The sequence below is a fragment of the Neisseria sp. HMSC061B04 genome (assembly GCF_001836705.1).
GTDB lineage: Bacteria > Pseudomonadota > Gammaproteobacteria > Burkholderiales > Neisseriaceae > Neisseria.
In genome coordinates, this window is record NZ_KV830224.1 from 129524 (window position 1) to 146963 (window position 17440).

At 49.5% G+C, this 17440-nt stretch carries 13 protein-coding genes; 6 read left to right on the forward strand and 7 right to left on the reverse strand.

What is annotated here, in order from left to right; all coding sequences use genetic code 11:
* Positions 1-12: 12 nt before the first annotated feature.
* Positions 13-1299: a phosphopyruvate hydratase gene (gene eno / locus HMPREF2661_RS09720; RefSeq protein WP_070823558.1), complete on the reverse strand. Its 1287-nt coding sequence runs from the start codon at positions 1297-1299 to the stop codon at positions 13-15.
* Between the two features lie 261 nt (positions 1300-1560).
* Complete coding sequence (argB, locus tag HMPREF2661_RS09725; protein WP_049323441.1) at positions 1561-2448, reverse strand: acetylglutamate kinase; 888 nt, start codon at positions 2446-2448, stop codon at positions 1561-1563.
* Positions 2449-2622: 174 nt separating this feature from the next.
* Between argB and HMPREF2661_RS09730 the strand changes: the two genes are divergently transcribed.
* Together HMPREF2661_RS09730 and lgt are read left to right on the forward strand one after the other, a co-directional pair.
* The gene (locus tag HMPREF2661_RS09730; RefSeq protein WP_003746205.1) at positions 2623-3753 is read left to right on the forward strand and encodes a M14 family metallopeptidase; all 1131 of its coding nucleotides are present in this window, start codon (positions 2623-2625) and stop codon (positions 3751-3753) included.
* A gap of 74 nt (positions 3754-3827) precedes the next feature.
* Positions 3828-4688: a prolipoprotein diacylglyceryl transferase gene (gene lgt / locus HMPREF2661_RS09735; protein ID WP_070823561.1), complete on the forward strand. Its 861-nt coding sequence runs from the start codon at positions 3828-3830 to the stop codon at positions 4686-4688.
* A gap of 76 nt (positions 4689-4764) precedes the next feature.
* On the opposite strand, the gene trkA is transcribed toward lgt, so the two are convergent.
* The 5 genes from trkA to HMPREF2661_RS09760 form a co-directional block, all read right to left on the reverse strand.
* The gene (gene trkA, locus HMPREF2661_RS09740) at positions 4765-6177 is read right to left on the reverse strand and encodes a Trk system potassium transporter TrkA (protein ID WP_049323440.1); all 1413 of its coding nucleotides are present in this window, start codon (positions 6175-6177) and stop codon (positions 4765-4767) included.
* Between the two features lie 94 nt (positions 6178-6271).
* Positions 6272-7723, reverse strand: a complete 1452-nt coding sequence (locus tag HMPREF2661_RS09745; RefSeq protein WP_036491426.1) for a DASS family sodium-coupled anion symporter — start codon at positions 7721-7723, stop codon at positions 6272-6274.
* A gap of 214 nt (positions 7724-7937) precedes the next feature.
* Positions 7938-9191 carry a complex I 51 kDa subunit family protein gene (locus HMPREF2661_RS09750; protein ID WP_036491428.1) on the reverse strand — a complete coding sequence of 418 codons (1254 nt, stop codon included), beginning with the start codon at positions 9189-9191 and terminating at the stop codon, positions 7938-7940.
* Positions 9188-10816, reverse strand: a complete 1629-nt coding sequence (locus HMPREF2661_RS09755; RefSeq protein WP_049323438.1) for an FAD-binding protein — start codon at positions 10814-10816, stop codon at positions 9188-9190. Before HMPREF2661_RS09755 ends, HMPREF2661_RS09750 begins: the two co-directional genes overlap by 4 nt.
* A complete protein-coding gene (locus HMPREF2661_RS09760; protein ID WP_003746216.1) occupies positions 10816-11454 on the reverse strand; it encodes a 2Fe-2S iron-sulfur cluster-binding protein in 639 nt (212 codons plus the stop codon). Before HMPREF2661_RS09760 ends, HMPREF2661_RS09755 begins: the two co-directional genes overlap by 1 nt.
* A gap of 851 nt (positions 11455-12305) precedes the next feature.
* Between HMPREF2661_RS09760 and HMPREF2661_RS09770 the strand changes: the two genes are divergently transcribed.
* From HMPREF2661_RS09770 to HMPREF2661_RS09785, 4 genes are all read left to right on the forward strand, one after another.
* Positions 12306-13829 (forward strand): fumarate hydratase, encoded by a 1524-nt coding sequence (locus HMPREF2661_RS09770; RefSeq protein WP_049323434.1) that lies wholly within the window; start codon positions 12306-12308, stop codon positions 13827-13829.
* 169 nt (positions 13830-13998) lie between these two features.
* A complete protein-coding gene (gene dndC / locus HMPREF2661_RS09775; protein WP_049323432.1) occupies positions 13999-15111 on the forward strand; it encodes a DNA phosphorothioation system sulfurtransferase DndC in 1113 nt (370 codons plus the stop codon).
* A 58-nt stretch (positions 15112-15169) separates the two neighbouring features.
* The gene (locus HMPREF2661_RS09780; protein WP_049323431.1) at positions 15170-15391 is read left to right on the forward strand and encodes a DNA modification system-associated small protein; all 222 of its coding nucleotides are present in this window, start codon (positions 15170-15172) and stop codon (positions 15389-15391) included.
* 2 nt (positions 15392-15393) lie between these two features.
* Complete coding sequence (locus HMPREF2661_RS09785) at positions 15394-17439, forward strand: AAA family ATPase (protein ID WP_070823563.1); 2046 nt, start codon at positions 15394-15396, stop codon at positions 17437-17439.
* Position 17440: the final 1 nt, after the last annotated feature.

A 17440-nucleotide genomic window follows, 5' to 3' on the forward strand; every position in this document is an offset into this window, starting at 1 on the left:
CCTATATTCTGCTTATTTGCCCAATTGGTAGAATGCGGCTTTGCCAGGGTAGTAGGCGGCTTCGGCCAATTCTTCTTCGATGCGCAACAATTGGTTATATTTCGCCATGCGGTCAGAACGGGACAGGGAGCCGGTTTTGATTTGCATGCAGTTGGTGGCAACGGCCAAGTCGGCAATGGTGCTGTCTTCGGTTTCACCGGAACGGTGGCTCATTACGCTGGCGTAGCGGTTGCGTTTGGCCAAGTCGACGGCTTGCAGGGTTTCGCTCAAGGTACCGATTTGGTTGACTTTAACCAGCAATGCGTTTGCCACGCCTTTTTCGATGCCTTCAGCCAAGATTTTTGGATTGGTTACGAACAAGTCGTCGCCGACCAATTGAACTTTTTTGCCCAATTTTTCGGTCAGCAGTTTCCAGCCTTCCCAGTCGTTTTCGTCCATGCCGTCTTCGATGGAAATGATTGGGAATTCGTTAACCAGGCCTTCCAGGTATTCGGCAAATTCTGCGCTGGTGTAAGAGCGGCCTTCGGCTTCCAAGTGGTATTTGCCGTCTTTGTAGAACTCGCTGGATGCGCAGTCCAGGGCGAACAATACGTCTTCGCCTGCTTTGTAGCCTGCGGCTTCAGTTGCTTCGACGATCAGTTGCAGGGCTTCTTTGTGGCTGTTCAGGTTAGGTGCGAAACCGCCTTCGTCGCCAACGGTAGTTGGGAAGCCTTTGCCGTCACACAGTTTTTTCAGTGCGTGGAAGATTTCGGCGCCGCAACGCAGAGCTTCGCGGAAAGATTTTGCGCCGACAGGCATGATCATGAATTCTTGGATGTTCAGGCTGTTGTTGGCGTGTTCGCCGCCGTTGATTACGTTCATCATCGGAACCGGCAGAGCCATTGGGCCTGCGCCGCCCAAGTAACGATACAGAGGCAGGCCTGCATCTTCAGCGGCCGCGCGTGCTACGGCCATAGAAACAGCCAAAGTAGCGTTGGCACCCAAGTTGCCTTTGTTTTCAGTACCGTCCAATTCGATCATGATTTGGTCGATATAAGATTGTTCGTTGGCATCGATACCGATGAGGGCTTGCGCGATTTGGTTGTTGACGTGGTCAACGGCTTTCAATACGCCTTTGCCCAAGTAACGGGATTTGTCGCCGTCACGCAGTTCCAAAGCTTCTTTTTGACCGGTTGATGCGCCGCTTGGTACGGCTGCACGGCCCATGACGCCGGATTCCAACAATACGTCACACTCTACAGTAGGGTTGCCGCGAGAGTCTAAGATTTCGCGTGCAAAAATATCAACGATTGCGCTCATGAATATCTCCAAATAGGATGGTAAAAGAAAAGTAGCTTTGTTACGCTTCAGACGGCCTTAAGGATGATTGCCAAAGTCTGATGGATGCAGACATTATACCGTCTTTGCCAGGTATGGCATCGAAGTCGGTATGAAACCGACTGTAAGTTTGTTTCACGTCAATATCGCTCAAACAAACATAAGTCGTATAGTGTAACATTTTTTACCCTTTTTAGGGTGAAAAGCTGATTAAATCAGGCATAAGGCCGTCTGAAAACCAGATTAGCCTTCGCCCAAAATCATCGAACCTACGCCGTCATCGGTCAGCACTTCCAAGAGCAGGGCGTTGGGAACGCGGCCGTCTATGATGTGCGTGGCTTTGACGCCGCTTTTGGCGGCTTCGACGGCGGAGGCAATTTTAGGCAGCATGCCGCCGTACAGCGTACCGTCTTCAATCAGTTCGTCAATGCGGCTTGGCGTCAGGGTGGTCAATAATTTGCCTTCTTTATCCAGTACGCCGGGGATGTTGGTCATCATCAGCAGTTTTTCGGCTTGAAGTTTTTCCGCCAGTTTGCCGGCAACCAAGTCGGCATTGATGTTGAACGCTTCGCCGTTTTGGCCTACGCCGATGGGTGCGATGACCGGAATGCAGCCGCGCTCGACCAAGCCTTCCACCAAACGGGTATCGATGTCGGCCACTGTGCCGACTTGGCCGATGTCCACGCCTTTTTGCTCGGGCGTGTCGATCAGGAGTTTTTCCGCTTTGATAAAGTGGTTGTCCCGGCCGGTAATGCCGACGGCGCGACCACCGAAGGAGGTAATCATGGAAACGATTTCTTTATTGACGTGTCCGCCCAAAACCATTTCTACGATGTCCATGGTTTCGCTGTCGGTGACGCGCATGCCTTGAACAAATTCTCCTTTTTTGCCGACTTTTTCCAGCATTTCATTGATTTGTGGGCCGCCGCCGTGAACGATGACGGGATGCAGGCCGATCAGTTTGAGCAGGACGACATCGCGTGCGAAGCCTTCTTTTAAGGCCGACTCGGTCATGGCGTTGCCGCCGTATTTGATGACGATGATGGAGCCGGAAAAACGGCGGATATAAGGTAAAGATTCGGCAAGGACGCGCGCTTTGATCGCAGAGGAGACAGATTGTTGCTGAGTCATGGTTTCAACCTTGTTTCATGATTTCGGCCTTTATCTTAATCCCAAAGGCCGTCTGAAACAATATTTCCAAGCGCTTGAAATCCTGTTAAATCAGTTAAATGGTTGAAACCAGCCTCATGCAAACGGTAAAATGACGGTTTGCTTCGGCCTCTTTGCCGATTACTAAGGATACCCATGATGAAAATCAGCACCCAATTCGATGCCGGTTCGGTCGTTGTCAAAGATTTGAGCAACCCTGCCGATATCCGCCTCGCCCTGCGTCCCGACAATGCTTCGGAGTTTGCCCAATGGTTTTACTTCCGTTTGCAGGGTGCGGCCTATCAAAACTGCGTGATGCATTTTGAAAATGCGGCGGACGCTGCGTATCCTTTGGGCTGGGAGGACTATCAGGCTTGCGCTTCTTACGACCGCCAAAATTGGTTCCGCGTGCCGACCAGCTATGAAAACGGCGTGTTGACCATCAACCATACGCCTTTGTCCAACAGCGTTTACTATGCCTATTTCGAGCCTTATTCCAACGAGCAGCATTTGAACCTTTTGGGTGATGCGCAGGGCAGCGGTTTGTGCCGTATCGATGACTTGGGCAGCACCGTTCAAGGCCGCGACATCAATCTTCTGACCATCGGCAACCAAGTCGAAAGCGACATGAAAGTCTGGATTATCGCCCGTCAGCATCCGGGCGAAACCATGGCGGAATGGTTTGTCGAAGGTTTGCTGGGCCGTCTGCTCGATCCGCAAGATCCGACTGCGCGCATGCTGCTTGACCGTGCGACTTTCTACATTGTGCCGAATATGAATCCGGACGGCTCGGTATTGGGCAACCTGCGCACCAATGCCGCCGGCGCCAACCTCAACCGCGAATGGGAAAACCCGACTTTGGAGCGAAGCCCCGAAGTTTTTACCGTCCGCGAAAAAATGATGGAAACCGGCGTGGATTTGTTCTTGGATATTCACGGCGATGAAGGTCTGCCGTTTGTCTTTGTGGCCGGTACCGAAGGCGTGCCGAACTACAACGAGCGCATTGAAGCCTTGGAAGACCAATTCAAACTTGCGCTGCTCAATGCCAGCCCCGATTTCCAAGACGATTACGGCTATGACAAAGATGCGCCGGGTCAGGCAAACATGACTTTGGCGACCAACTGGGTCGGCAATCATTTCAACTGCCTTGCCTATACTTTGGAAATGCCGTTTAAAGACAATGCCAACCTGCCGGACGACGATTTCGGCTGGAACGGCCAACGCTCGCTGCGCTTGGGCGAGGCCATGTTGTCTGCTATTTTGAATGTGGTTGGCGATTTGCGTTAAACCGCCTAACACTGCATACAGGCCGTCTGAAAGTTCAGGCTTTCAGACGGCCTTTGAGATAAGGAACACACATTATGATGATACATCCCCAGTTTGATCCGGTGCTGATCAGCATCGGCCCGCTTGCCATCCGTTGGTATGCCTTGAGCTATATTGTCGGCTTTATCCTGTTTACGATTTTGGGCCGCCGCCGTATCGCACAGGGCAATTCTGTGTTTACCAAAGAAACACTCGACGATTTCCTGACTTGGGGTATCTTGGGCGTCATCTTGGGCGGCCGTATCGGCTACGTTTTGTTTTATAAATTTTCCGACTATCTGGCCAACCCGTTGGATATTTTCAAAGTGTGGGAAGGCGGCATGTCGTTTCACGGCGGCTTCTTGGGCGTGGTCGTTGCCATGTGGCTGTTTGGCCGTAAACACAACATCAGTATCTTGAAGCTGATGGATACCGTTGCGCCGCTCGTACCGCTGGGTTTGGCTTCCGGCCGTATCGGCAACTTTATCAACGGCGAACTTTGGGGACGTGTGACCGAACTCAATGCTTTCTGGGCGATGGGTTTCCCGCAAGCGCGTTACGAAGATGCGGAAGCTGCGGCGCACAATCCTTTGTGGGCCGAATGGCTGCAACAATACGGCATGCTGCCGCGCCATCCGTCTCAACTTTACCAGTTTGCCCTTGAAGGCATTTGCCTGTTTGTCATTGTTTGGATTTTCTCGAAAAAACCACGTCCGGCCGGACAAACGGCAGCATTGTTCTTGGGCGGTTACGGATTGTTCCGCTTCATCGCCGAATTTGCCCGTCAGCCTGACGACTATCTCGGCCTATTGACTTTGGGCTTATCCATGGGTCAATGGTTGAGCGTGCCGATGATTATATTGGGCGTGATTGGTTTCGTTTGGTTTGGCCGTAAAAACAGTGTTGCCAAAGCGTAAATGAAACAAGAATAAAGGCCGTCTGAAAAGGTTTTCAGACGGCCTTTTTATGGCTTCAAGCAAACGGATTTTGAGCTTAACCGAAAAAGCCCATTTTGACTTGAATGAGTTTTTCCAACTCCGGCAGGACGCGGCGGCGTGAGACGAAGAAGATAATGTGGTCGCCGTCTTGGAGGATGGTTTCGGTGTGGTGTCCCATGATGACTTCGCCGGTTGCGCCGCGGACGATGGCGGCGATGTAGCAGTCGCTCGGCCATTTGATGCCGCTGATGCGGCGGCCGACGATGGCGGAAGTGTTTTTGTCGCCATGTACCACCACTTCGATGGCTTCGGCCGTGCCGCGGCGCAGAGGGTGGACGGCAACGATGTCGCCTCGGCGGATGTGGGCGAGGATGGAGCCGATGGTAATCAGATGGGGGGAAACAACAATATCGATTTTGTTGCCTTCGAGCAAATCGACGTAACTTGAGCGGTTGACGATGGTGATTACGCGTTTGGCACCAAGGTTTTTCGCCAACAGGCTGGACATGATGTTGTTTTCGTCGTCGTTGGTCAGCGCGCAGAAGACGTCGATTTCGTCGATGTATTCTTCGTCCAGCAGGGTTTCATCAGTAGCGGAACCTTGCAGGACGAGGGTGTTGTCCAGATTTTCGGCCAGCCATTCGGCACGGTGGGGTTTGTATTCGATGATTTTGATGTCGTATTTGGATTCGAGCTGCTTGGCGAGGCGGTAGCCGATGTTGCCGCCGCCGGCGATCATGATGCGGCGGGTACGCGCTTCTTTCGGACGCAATTCGCGCATGATGGCTTCAACGCTGTTGATGTCGGCGGCAAACAGGACTTCATCGCCTTCGATGATGACGGTTTGCGGGGTGGGGACGATCAGGCGGTTGTTGCGGTAGATGGCGCAGATTTGGCAGTCCACGCCTTCGAGCAGGTGTTGGTTAATGTCGGCAATTTCACGGCCGATCAGTAAACCGCCTTTGCGGGCTTGAACAATCACCATGCGCACTTTATCGTTGGCAAAACTGAGTACCTGCAATGAGCTGGTGTAGTTGAGCAGGCCGACGAGTTGTTCGGTAACCAGTTGTTCGGGGCTGATGGTTTCGGTAATGCCGAAGATGTTGAGGCTGCCTTCTTCGGGGTTGTCGCTGCCGGCAACCGGATATTCGAGGTATTCACTTGAGCGCACGCGTGCGATGCGGCTGGGGATGTTGAATAGGTCGGCGGCGATTTTGGAGGCGACAATGTTGGTTTCGTCGCTGCGTGTCAGGGCAAGCAGGAGGTCGGAGTCCGCCGCGCCTGCCTGTTCGAGGGTAAAGGGCGATGCGCCGTTGCCGACGATGGTTTGGACATCGAGGCGGCTGCTGATGCGGTTGAGCGCTTTTTCGTCGATGTCGATAATAGTGACGTCGTTGCTGGGAACGGAGGCGAGGTTTTGGGCGACGGTCGAGCCGACTTGGCCGCTGCCGAGAATGAGTATTTTCACGGTAATTGATTGTGTTCGGTAAAAGTGAAATTGTAACAAAAGGCCGTCTGAAATTGGAGTTTCAGGCGGCCTGATTTTTCAATCGGCTAAAGGATTACCAATAGCCTAAGGCTTTCCACCACAAGATGCCGACAGTGCTGAAAATCAGGATTTCGACCACGCTCATGATGAAGCCGGCTTTCCACCATTCGGTCATGTTGACGTAGTTTGAGCCGTAAATGACAGGTGCGGAACCGGTGGCGTAGTGGGTCAGCGACATCATGATGCCGGTAGCGGCTGCCATAATCAGGGCAAACAGCATCGGTGGTGCGCCCAAGGCCAAGCCTGCGCCGTAGAATGCACCGAACATAGCGGTAACGTGTGCCGTACCGCTGGCGAAAACGTAGTGGGCGTAGAGGTAGGCCAACATCAACAGGGCGCAACCAGCTTCCCAACCCAAGCCCATGTGGGCGATACCGCTTTGCATGGAGTCGGACAACCAGCTGATGAGGCCCAGTTTGTTGAGGAAGTTAGCCATCATGACCAAGGCCGCAAACCAGACGATGGTATCCCACGCGCTTTTTTCTTTCAGCGCGTCGTCCCAAGTCAGTACGCCGGTCAACAGGCACAAGCTCAAGCCGAGGAAGGTGGTGGCGGTAGCGTCCACTTTCACGCCGAACAGCATTTCTGGAATACCCGCCCACAACAGCAGCAGAACTAAGAAAATACCCAGCATGATTTTTTCTTCACGCTTCATCGGCCCCATGGCAGCCAAATGCTCTTTTGCCAATGCAGTGGCGTTAGGGGTTTGTTTGATTTCAGGCGGATACAGGAAATACAGCACCAGCGGCATCAGCAGCATAGCAATCAGGCCGGGTACGACCATTGCCAAGAACCAAGTACCCCAAGAGAGTTGGATTTGCGAATTGGTGGCTTTGGCAACCAATTCGACCACCAGCGGATTAGGTGCGGTGGCGGTGATAAAAATCAGACAGGTAATTACATTGGAGTGGAAGTTGACCAGTGAAAGGTATTTACCGATTTTGCCTTCCGTCCCTTTTTCTGGGTCGGAGTCGAAGCTCAAGGCAATGGATTTCATAATCGGATGCACGATGGCACCGCCGCGCGCAGTATTACTCGGCGTTACCGGACCGATGACCAAGTCGGCCAGCGCCAAGCTGTAACCAACGCCCAGTGTACGTTTGCCGAAGAGGGAAATCAAGAGGTAGCCGATACGCATACCCAAGCCGGTTTTCAACAGGCCGCGCGAGATGATGATGGCGATACCGATCATCCAGATGAGCGAGTTGTTGAGGCTGCTCAAAGCGTCTTTGGTTGCATCGGCGGCTTTTTCGTTGGTCACGCCGGTCAGTGCAACCAAGGTAATGCCCAAAATCGCCATTGCGCCGATAGGCATGGCTTTGCCGATGATGCCGGCGATGATGCCGACGAACAATGCCAAAAGATGCCATGCGTCAGGCGATACGCCTTGAGGAACGGGGATAACGAACCAGATAAGCAGCGTCAGCACAAGTGCGACCGCAGCAGGAATTGGCTTGAAGCCCATGTTGAATCTCCTAATTTGAGGATTAAAGAATTGGGAAATCGGTTTTCAGACGGCCTGAATGTTGCTTTTAAGGCCGTCTGAACGTATTTTGGTAGGTTCGGAAGGTATTTTTCTTAATGGGTTTCTTTTCTATCTTGGAAAGAAGAGAAAGGGGGGCGGGTATCGTTTTTCAGACGGCCTTTACAGCAACAGGCCGTCTGAAAACAATACCGATTTACTCCTGTTCTGCCGGCAGGCCGTACTCTTCGGGGAAGGTACGCAGCGAGCTTTGCAGAACCGTTACCGCGCCGTCAATCAAACCGCAACGGCCGCTTCGGGGCAGCAGTTGGCACAGGCTTTGCAAGGCGCGCAGGTCGTCTGAAGTGCCGATGCCGGTGTCCACGCGGTTGAGCAGGCGGGAAAGTTGGAACGTGCCGCCTTTGCACGGCGGGCATTGTCCGCATGAGTTGGCAGCAAAAAACTCCACATATTCAGAGACTTTACGCACCACACTCGTACCTTCGGAAATCACAATCATCGCACCCGTACCGAGGCTGGATTTGCGTTCGCGCACGGAAACGAAGTCCAATGGCACATCCAAATCTTTGGCGGTCAGAAGCGTGTTTGACGGACCGCCGGTGAAGACGGCTTTAAACGTGCGGCCTTCAAGCATACCGCCGCCGTGATCGAAAATCAGTGATTTCAGCGTTGTACCCATCGGCAGCTCGTACAGGCCAGGATTCAATACGTCGCCGGAGAGCGAGTAGAGTTTCGTACCTGCGGCATCGCCTAAACCCAGCGATTTGTACCATTCCGCACCTTTGGCAAGGATTTGCGGAATATTGGCGAAGGTTTCGGTGTTGTTAATTAGGGTCGGTTCACCGTTGACACCGCTTTCGGCTGGGAAAGGCGGTTTGCGGCGAGGGAAGGGGAAACCGCCTTCCAACCATGAAATGACAGCGGTTTCTTCGCCGCCGATATAACGGCCCGAAGTTTCAACCAGCTGCAAATCCAAAGGTTTGCCCAAGTAGTTTTCGATGCGGATAAACAAATCGCTGTTTTTCCATTGCTCGATGGCCGGTGTGATGGAAGCGATGGATTCGGTTTGATGCGGGTTGATGTACAAAATCGCTTTGTTGGCGCGGCAGGCAACAGCGGCAATCAGGACGCCTTCGATAACTTGGTGCGGCGTTTTTGCCAGCAAAACGCGGTCTTTGAATGTGCCCGGTTCGTCTTCGTTGGCATTGCAGACGACGTATTTGTCGCCATTTTTGCTTTGGGCGGCAACGGCCGCCTCCCATTTGCGCCAGGTCGGGAAACCTGCGCCGCCCATACCGCAAAGATTGGCTTCTTGCAGTTTGGAAACAATGCTTTGAGGATCGGCAAGCGCCGCCAACAGGCCTTCGCCGCCGCCAACTTTACGCCATGCGGCTAAATCTGCGCCGACTTGGCGAGAAGGATGCAGTAAGTTTTGATTGGCTTGATTCATGATTGTTGCTCCTGCAAACCGGCATGTTCGCGCAAATCGAATTTGCCGTAGTCGGGATATAAAACGGGGGCTTTGATGTCGCTGGTCAGACCGGCACGGGTCATTTCGCGTTGCAGGTCGTGGACGTGTCCGACACCGCCGCGTACTTTTTTCAGCGGCAGGCCGCAATTTGCCGCGGCTTTACCGGCACGGCGGCCGAAGCTGATGATGTCCAGAAGCGCGTTGCCCATTAGGCGGTTGCGGCCGTGGATACCACCGGTTACTTCGCCGGCGCAATAGAGGCCTTCGACACAGGTCGCGCCGTCGCCGTTGATTTCGACGCCGCCGTTTTGATAGTGCAGGGTCGGATGAATCATCATCGGCTCAACAGCAGGGTCGATGCCGCATTTGTGGGCGACGTGGCCGAGTGTTACCAAACGGTTCAATACATCGGGGTCGTTGGCAATCAGGCGCGGGGTGTCGAGGAACACGCCGACTTGACCGTCGCGCACCACGCCGCGGCCTTCGCGACACTCGCGCAGGATGGCGGCAGCAACGACGTCGCGCGGCTGCAATTCGTCAACGAAACGCTCGCCCAAACCGTTGACCAGTTTGGTACCTGCGGAGCGCACGGCTTCGGAAATCAGCGCACCTGCCAAGTGTGGCGGATGGGCGACGCCGGTCGGGTGGTATTGGAAAGAATCGACATCGCGCAGTTTCGCGCCGATGCGGTAAGCCATCACCAGGCCGTCTGCAGTCGCGCCATAGTGGTTGGATGTGGCGAAACCTTGCAAATGCAGCCGTCCGCTGCCGCCGGTTGCCAATACCACGGCTTTGGCGTGAACCAATACCAAGGAGCGTTTTTCCAAATCGTACAAAATCGCGCCGACGCAGCGGCCGTGTTCGTCTGATAATAATTCGATGGCGGGGTGGCGGTTGAGCTGTGTGATGTTTTCGTCGAGTTCGACCGCCTCGCGCAGTACGCGCATCATTTCGAGGCCGGTAAAGTCGCGGTAGCTCAAAATACGCGGCACGGTCGTACCGCCTGCACGTTTGCGGCTCAACATGCCGTTGCTGTCCGCGCCTTTGGCAAGGTCAAAAGTCATGCCCAAGCCAATCAGCCAGCGGATGGCGGACGGCGCGTCGGTAACCATTTGCGCCACCAATTCTTTCTTGCCTGCGTTGTGGCCGCCTTTGATGGTGTCGTCAAAGTGTTGCTGCAGGCTGTCTTCCGCGCCGACTGCTGCCTGAATGCCGCCTTCGGCCATCACGGTATTGCTGTCGCCGATACGTAGCTTGTTTGCCATGATGACGCGTGCGCCGGCTTCAGTCGCAGACAATGCCGCCGCCGCACCTGCACCGCCGCCGCCGATCACCAAGACGTCGGTGTTTAAGTGTTCTGCACCCGACAAATCATAGTCGTCAATCAGAGGCTGACTGATTAAGAGTTTGGCTAGGTCAGGGTGGCAGTAATCGCCTTGGTTCGGGCCGATAGGCAGTTTCACACGTGCATCGGCCTGATAGTCAGGGTGAAATTGGCTCAGCAATTCGTTTTTTTCAGGTAAATCGCCACGCAGTTCCAATGAGGACGCACGCAGATTGGCTAGGGCGGTTTCGTAGTCTATGCCTTGGATTTTTTTAGCCATCACAGTGCCTCCTCTTCAAATTCGACTTTCATTTTGCCGCTGTCGATTTCGCGCAGGCGGCGCATCAAATCCACTGGGCGCAACGTACGCGCCGCTTTCATACGGCGGGCGAACAGGCCTAAGTGGTTCGGACGGATGTGTTCTGGGCAGGAAAGGGTGCAGAGGTTGCACATCACGCATTGGTCGAAGGTCAGCGCAGCCGCGCCAAAATCGCCGGAAACTACCTGCGCTACGCCGTTTTCCACTTGCAAACCTTTAGGACAGGCGCGGTTGCAGCCGCCGCAATGACGACAGTTTTGCGCTTCGGGGAAGGCTTTGGCGGTATCGTCCAACCAGTTCCAGCCGTCGCCAATCTCGCTTACGTCGTAATATTGGATATGCTCCGGAATAAAGTAGTCCAAGAAGCTGACCTGCATCCCTTCTTCGACTTTGGTTTCACACGCCAGTGCAGTAGTTACTTCGCGCTCGCCTTCTTTACGAATCATACAGCGGCAGGAACCGCATACGCCTTGACCCATGCAGCCGACGTTGGCAGTAATCGCATTGCCTGAACGTGCATAGGCTTGGATGATTGACGAATCGGCGGAAGCTTTGACTTCGTGGCCGTCTATGGTCAGGGTTAACAAATTTTCACTCATGATTTGTTCCTGTGAAATTGGAAGTTGGAATAGTGGATAATTTGGTTAATTGTATTTTTATTACATTTATTACGTATGAGGAAAATATCCAAGTGATTTACTCGGAAATTCTTTTAAAATCAATGTTTATCTATATAAGGCGAAGTGTATCAGAATTTGTTGAATTTGATGATAGGGAGGAATTGGTATTGCTTAAGGAGAAGATTGTAAACAAAATATGCCTATTATTTAGGCAAATTAATTATTTATATTTGATTTTAAAGGTAAAAGAAAATTACCTTTTCAGTATATTTGCAAAAATAATCTAATATTTGCTAGTAGAAATCATTATTATATCTTAAGGTTTAATATATAACTTATTGTATATATTAGATAATATTAATTTTGTAAACAAACGAAAAGGCTGTTATAAAATTTCAGAAAATTAAATAAGTTTGACATCCGTCAAGAAGGTTGAGGGAGGGAATGACATAAATTTTACAATTGTGTATCGTATTAAAAAATAAAATGGCCGTCTGAAATGGGGATGGTTCTCTTTTAAATACAGGCTACTAAATTTTTTAATCAGATGTGCAGGGCAAATATTTCAGACGGCCTGGCAATAAGGTTATCGTTTAATAATAATGTAGTTTTATTTCTATGTAAGTGAATTGCCATTAGATATGGATTATCAATAACCAAGTGATTTAATATGTTATTAAATTCTAATTAAATCAATGAAGTATGAAAATGATATTGTCTGGATTATTCATTTGAAAGCACTATTACGCTATTGAAGGCCGTCTGAAAAATCGGTCTCTTAAAAAATAAACAAACCCTTCCTACCATGACCCCCGAAAAGGAACACAATCATGACCGTCATCAAGCAAGAAGACTTTATCCAAAGTATTTTCGACGCTTTCCAATTCATCAGCTACTACCATCCTAAAGATTACATTCAGGCTTTATACAAGGCTTACCAAAAAGAAGAGAACCCTGCCGCCAAAGATGCGATGGCGCAGATTTTGGTCAATAGCCGTATGTGTGCCGAAGGCCATCGTCCGATTTGTCAGGATACCGGTATTGCGACCGTATTCTTGAAAGTGGGCATGGATGTACAGTGGGATGCCGAGATGAGCGTACAGGAAATGGTCAACGAAGGCGTACGCCGTGCATATACCTATCCTGACAACAAACTGCGCGCCTCCGTATTGGCCGACCCGGCTGGCAAACGTCAAAATACCAAAGACAACACCCCCGCCGTTGTACACATGGAAATCGTGAAAGGTGACAAAGTCGAGGTTACTTGCGCGGCCAAAGGCGGTGGTTCTGAAAATAAAACCAAAGTGGCCATGCTCAACCCATCAGACAGTATCGTTGATTGGGTATTGAAAACCGTTCCTCAAATGGGTGCAGGCTGGTGTCCTCCGGGCATCTTGGGTATCGGCATCGGCGGTACGCCTGAAAAAGCAGTGTTGATGGCCAAAGAAAGTCTGATGAGCCATATCGATATTCAGGAGCTCAAAGAAAAAGCCGATTCCGGTGCAGAATTGTCTACCACCGAAGCCCTGCGCTTGGAACTCTACAAAAAAGTAAATGCCTTGGGCATCGGCGCACAAGGTCTGGGCGGCTTGAGCACCGTGTTGGATGTCAAAATCCTTGACTACCCAACCCACGCGGCTTCCAAACCGATTGCCATGATTCCAAACTGCGCGGCTACCCGCCACATCGAATTTGAATTGGACGGCTCAGGCCCGGCCAAACTGGAAGCCCCGTCTTTGGAAGACTGGCCGGATCTGACTTACAGTCCTGACAACGGCAAACGTGTCGACGTCAACAATCTGACCAAAGAAGAAGTGGCTACATGGAAAACCGGCGACGTATTGTTGCTGAACGGCAAAATCCTCACCGGCCGCGATGCCGCGCACAAACGTCTGGTTGACATGCTCAATAAAGGCGAAGAGTTGCCGGTAGATTTCACCAACAAACTGATTTACTACGTTGGCCCGGTTGATCCAGTCCGCGACGAAGTTGTTGGCCCGGCAGGTCCGACTACTTCCACCCGTATGGATAAATTTACCCGTCAAATGCTGGAACAAACCGGCCTCTTGGGTATGATCGGCAAATCCGAACGCGGTGCAGCAACTTGCCAAGCCATTGCCGATAACAAAGCCGTTTACCTGATGGCTGTCGGCGGCGCGGCATATTTGGTTGCCAAAGCCATTAAAGCATCTAAAGTTTTGGCGTTCCCAGAATTGGGCATGGAAGCGATTTACGAATTTGAAGTCAAAGACATGCCGGTAACCGTTGCAGTGGACAGCAACGGTGAATCGGTTCACGCCATTGCACCAAAACAATGGCAGGCCAAAATCGGTATTATCCCGGTTGAAGCTTGATATTTGACTGCATAATCAAAGGCCGTCTGAACGATTTCAGACGGCCTCTGATTTAATTTCTTATTTAATATTTGGGAAAATAATTGACTATATATATCTGCATATATAGTAGGTTAAAATTAGACTGTCAATTTACATATTAATAGCAGTTGTTAAATTTGAGAAAATCATGTCTGTTGTGGTTCCTATAGTTGTTGAGTCTGTAGATTTTCAGACCATCAAGAATAATATTATTGAAGAATACCTTAATCAGTCTCAATCCTACCCATGGATAGTGACCTTCTCCGGCGGAAAAGATAGCACTTTGGTTGCCCATCTTGTGTTTGAAGCATTATTGGAATTACCGCCTTCTCTACGCAATCGCAAAATCTATTTCGTATCCAATGACACTTTGGTTGAAAGCCCGCTTGTCGCATCCCATATGCACAGTTCACTGAAAAAAATACTTAATGCAGCAAAGATTCTCAAATTACCTGTTGAGGGTACAGTTACCAAGCCAGATTTAGATAAAACTTTTTGGACTTTACTAATTGGCAAAGGCTATCCTTCACCTAACCGTAGTATGCGTTGGTGTACTGATCGTTTGAAAATTGAACCTACTAGCAGGTTTATCAAAACTACTGTTGATGAAAACGGTGCTGCAATTATCCTTTTAGGTGTGCGTAAAGATGAATCATCCACTCGTAAAGCCAGTATCGAAAGCTATCAAAATATTGCAGGTTCTAATCTAACCCCACATAGTAGCCTTGCAAATGCTTTTGTTTATCGCCCGATCATGAATGTTATTACGGACGACGTGTGGGAATTTTTATCCTCCAACAGTCCACCTTGGGGTGGTACACACAATGATTTGATACGATTGTACCGCGAAGCGGCAGGCGGAGAATGTCCTATTGTTCTCACTCAAGAAGAAGCACCTGGTTGTGGCACTAATTCCAGTCGCTTTGGCTGTTGGACCTGTACGGTTGTTAATAAAGACAAAAGCTTGCAGGGATTTGTTGACGTTGGTAAAACCGAGTTTCAGCCTCTTTTAGACTTTCGCGATTGGCTAGTTGACATTAGAAATAAGCCCGAATACCGCCAAGTCGAACGCCGTAATGGAACTTTGACTATTAAAAGCGGCAAGCATATTCCAGGTCCATTTACTGTGGAAGCGCGACGGATGATTTTAAATAGGCTTTTGGAAGTTCAGGTGGAATATGGCAATGAATTGATTACTCAGGAAGAAATTGATTTGATCAAACAAATTTGGGCCGATGACCTAATTGCGCTTCATAGTTAAAAAATAAGGTTATTTAAAAACAAATATTTAATTTAAACAAGCTATCTAAGGAACGAAAATGTCTTCTAAAACACGAGAACAGGTTAGTGATTTGTTGCTTTGGAGCGATGAGTCAGCATTTCATTTAATGGAACGAATTGCCGAAGAACATGGCGTCTCTGTCAATGCTTTGGCTGAGTTGGTTGCATGGGAGCGTGAAAGTCAATTCAAACAGCGGAAATCTGGTATGACTGAAACTTTCGACAGCGTATTTAACAACAGTCGTTATTGGAGGAAATAACGATGTGGATTCACTCCATCCGACTTAAAAATTTTAAATCGTATGATAATGCTTTTTTCAGTTTCCCTGAACCTGAAGATAGCAAAAATATTGTATTGGTTGGTGCTCAAAACGGGCATGGTAAAACGACATTGTTAGAAGCTGTATATTTGTGCCTTTACGACAAAGATGCAGTCAAACACTTGCAACGTGCAGGTTTGAACAGTAGTGAAAATAATTATGCAGATTTTTTGAAATCTGCTTTACATCATAAAGCCGAAACTCGATATGGGCAGTATTCCATGAGTTTGGAAATTGAAATCCGCCAAAATTATCAGGGGAAACAATATGGTTTTAAAATCCGACGTAATTGGTCTTTTGATCACGAGAAAAAATTAAGGCCTGCTGACAGTGAATCTCGATGTGAACTGCTTGTTGACGGAGTCAGTAAACATATTGACAGCGAAGAAATTGGGCAGTATCTAAACGCCTACGCTTTACCTATCGATTACGCACCATTTTTCTTTTTTGATGGTGAAAAAATTGTTCAGACGGCGCAGCAAAGTGGAACAGGTCTATGGCTGAACTCCGCATTGAAAGGTTTGCTGGGCGTTACCTTATTAGTTAGCCTGCAAGAGAGCCTGAAGAAATACAAAAATGCCTGCATTTCCGAGAATACTTCGCTGAAAATGAGACAGGATTTGGATAATGCCGAAAATTCATTAAAAACGGCAGAGAATACCCTATCCATTATGAATGAAGAATTGTCTGCGGTCAAAGAAAAATGGGAATATTGGGCAGCAGAGCGCGACCGTCTGATGTTGCAATTAGGTGGCGGCAGCGACATTCGTACTTCTCAAGATTTGCTTGATAGACGTGCTGCACTGGAAAAAGAGATGGCAGAGTTTGATAAAAAAGTCAAAGATGCCGTCAAGGCCATGCCGCTTGCCTTTTTACCGCGTGAACAGCTCAAAACCTTACAAGTCGTATTGGAACTGGAGAACAACCGCTTGAATCATGAGGCGGCAAAAAATCAAACCAAGGATAAGGTAAACGATTTTTGGGAAACATTTGTTGAAAGCGATAAAGTTAAACAAGCCATCGGTCCGTTAGCAAAAACCATTTTTAGTGAACCATTATTGAAAGAAGCGGTTGAAGACTGCTGGGAAAAACTGTTCTACCCGCTTCCGAAAAACTGTGCCGACACCATACGCCATAACTATCTTTCTGTAAACGCCCATGCCGAAATCCAAAACGAAATTGGCAGATTGGGTGGTATGCCGCAAACTCAAATCGGCAATTTGTTGGAAGAAATGGAAAGAAAAGAAAACGAAAGAAAAAAAGTTCAAGCTGAACTTGAACTATTGAAAGGGACTAATAACGACGAACTGGTCGAACAGTTGAAAATCGCCAATCAAGAAGCAGATAATGCACAAAGTCAGATAGGTTATCTAAACGGTAATGTCACCAATCAGGAAAAAATCAGACAAAGACTAGAAAACGAAGTCAAAACTCTGCAAGATAAAATTAGTGACAGCAATCCTCGCTTATTGAAGTCTAAGCGTGCTGGAGAAGTTGAAAAAGTTATCATCCGTCTGACTGAAGAACTTATGAAACAGAAAGTCAAAGAAGTTGGTGATGCAGCAACACGGATAAACCGGGAAATTGCACATGACGACCGTATTGACCGAATTCGTATCGAGACCAATGGCAGAATGGGTTTGTTTGGCAAAGACGGTTACGAATCACGTGTTGACTTATCAGCAGGGCAAATGCAGATTTTGATTATGTCCTTAGTATCCGCAATGGCAGAAGTTACCCGTTACCGTGCACCGTTTATCATCGACACCCCACTGGCACGCTTGGATGAAGGACACCGAGAAGGCTTGTTCAAGCATTGGAGCGGATTAGAACAGCAGGTCATTTTGCTATCTCAAGATACTGAAATTACACCCGAAGTATATAACCGTCTCGAGCCATATATCAGCCGTACTTATTTAGTTAAAGCAGAATCATTGGATAGTGCGGGTGCGCGTTCGACGATTAGTGCGGATGTTTATTTTGAATAAA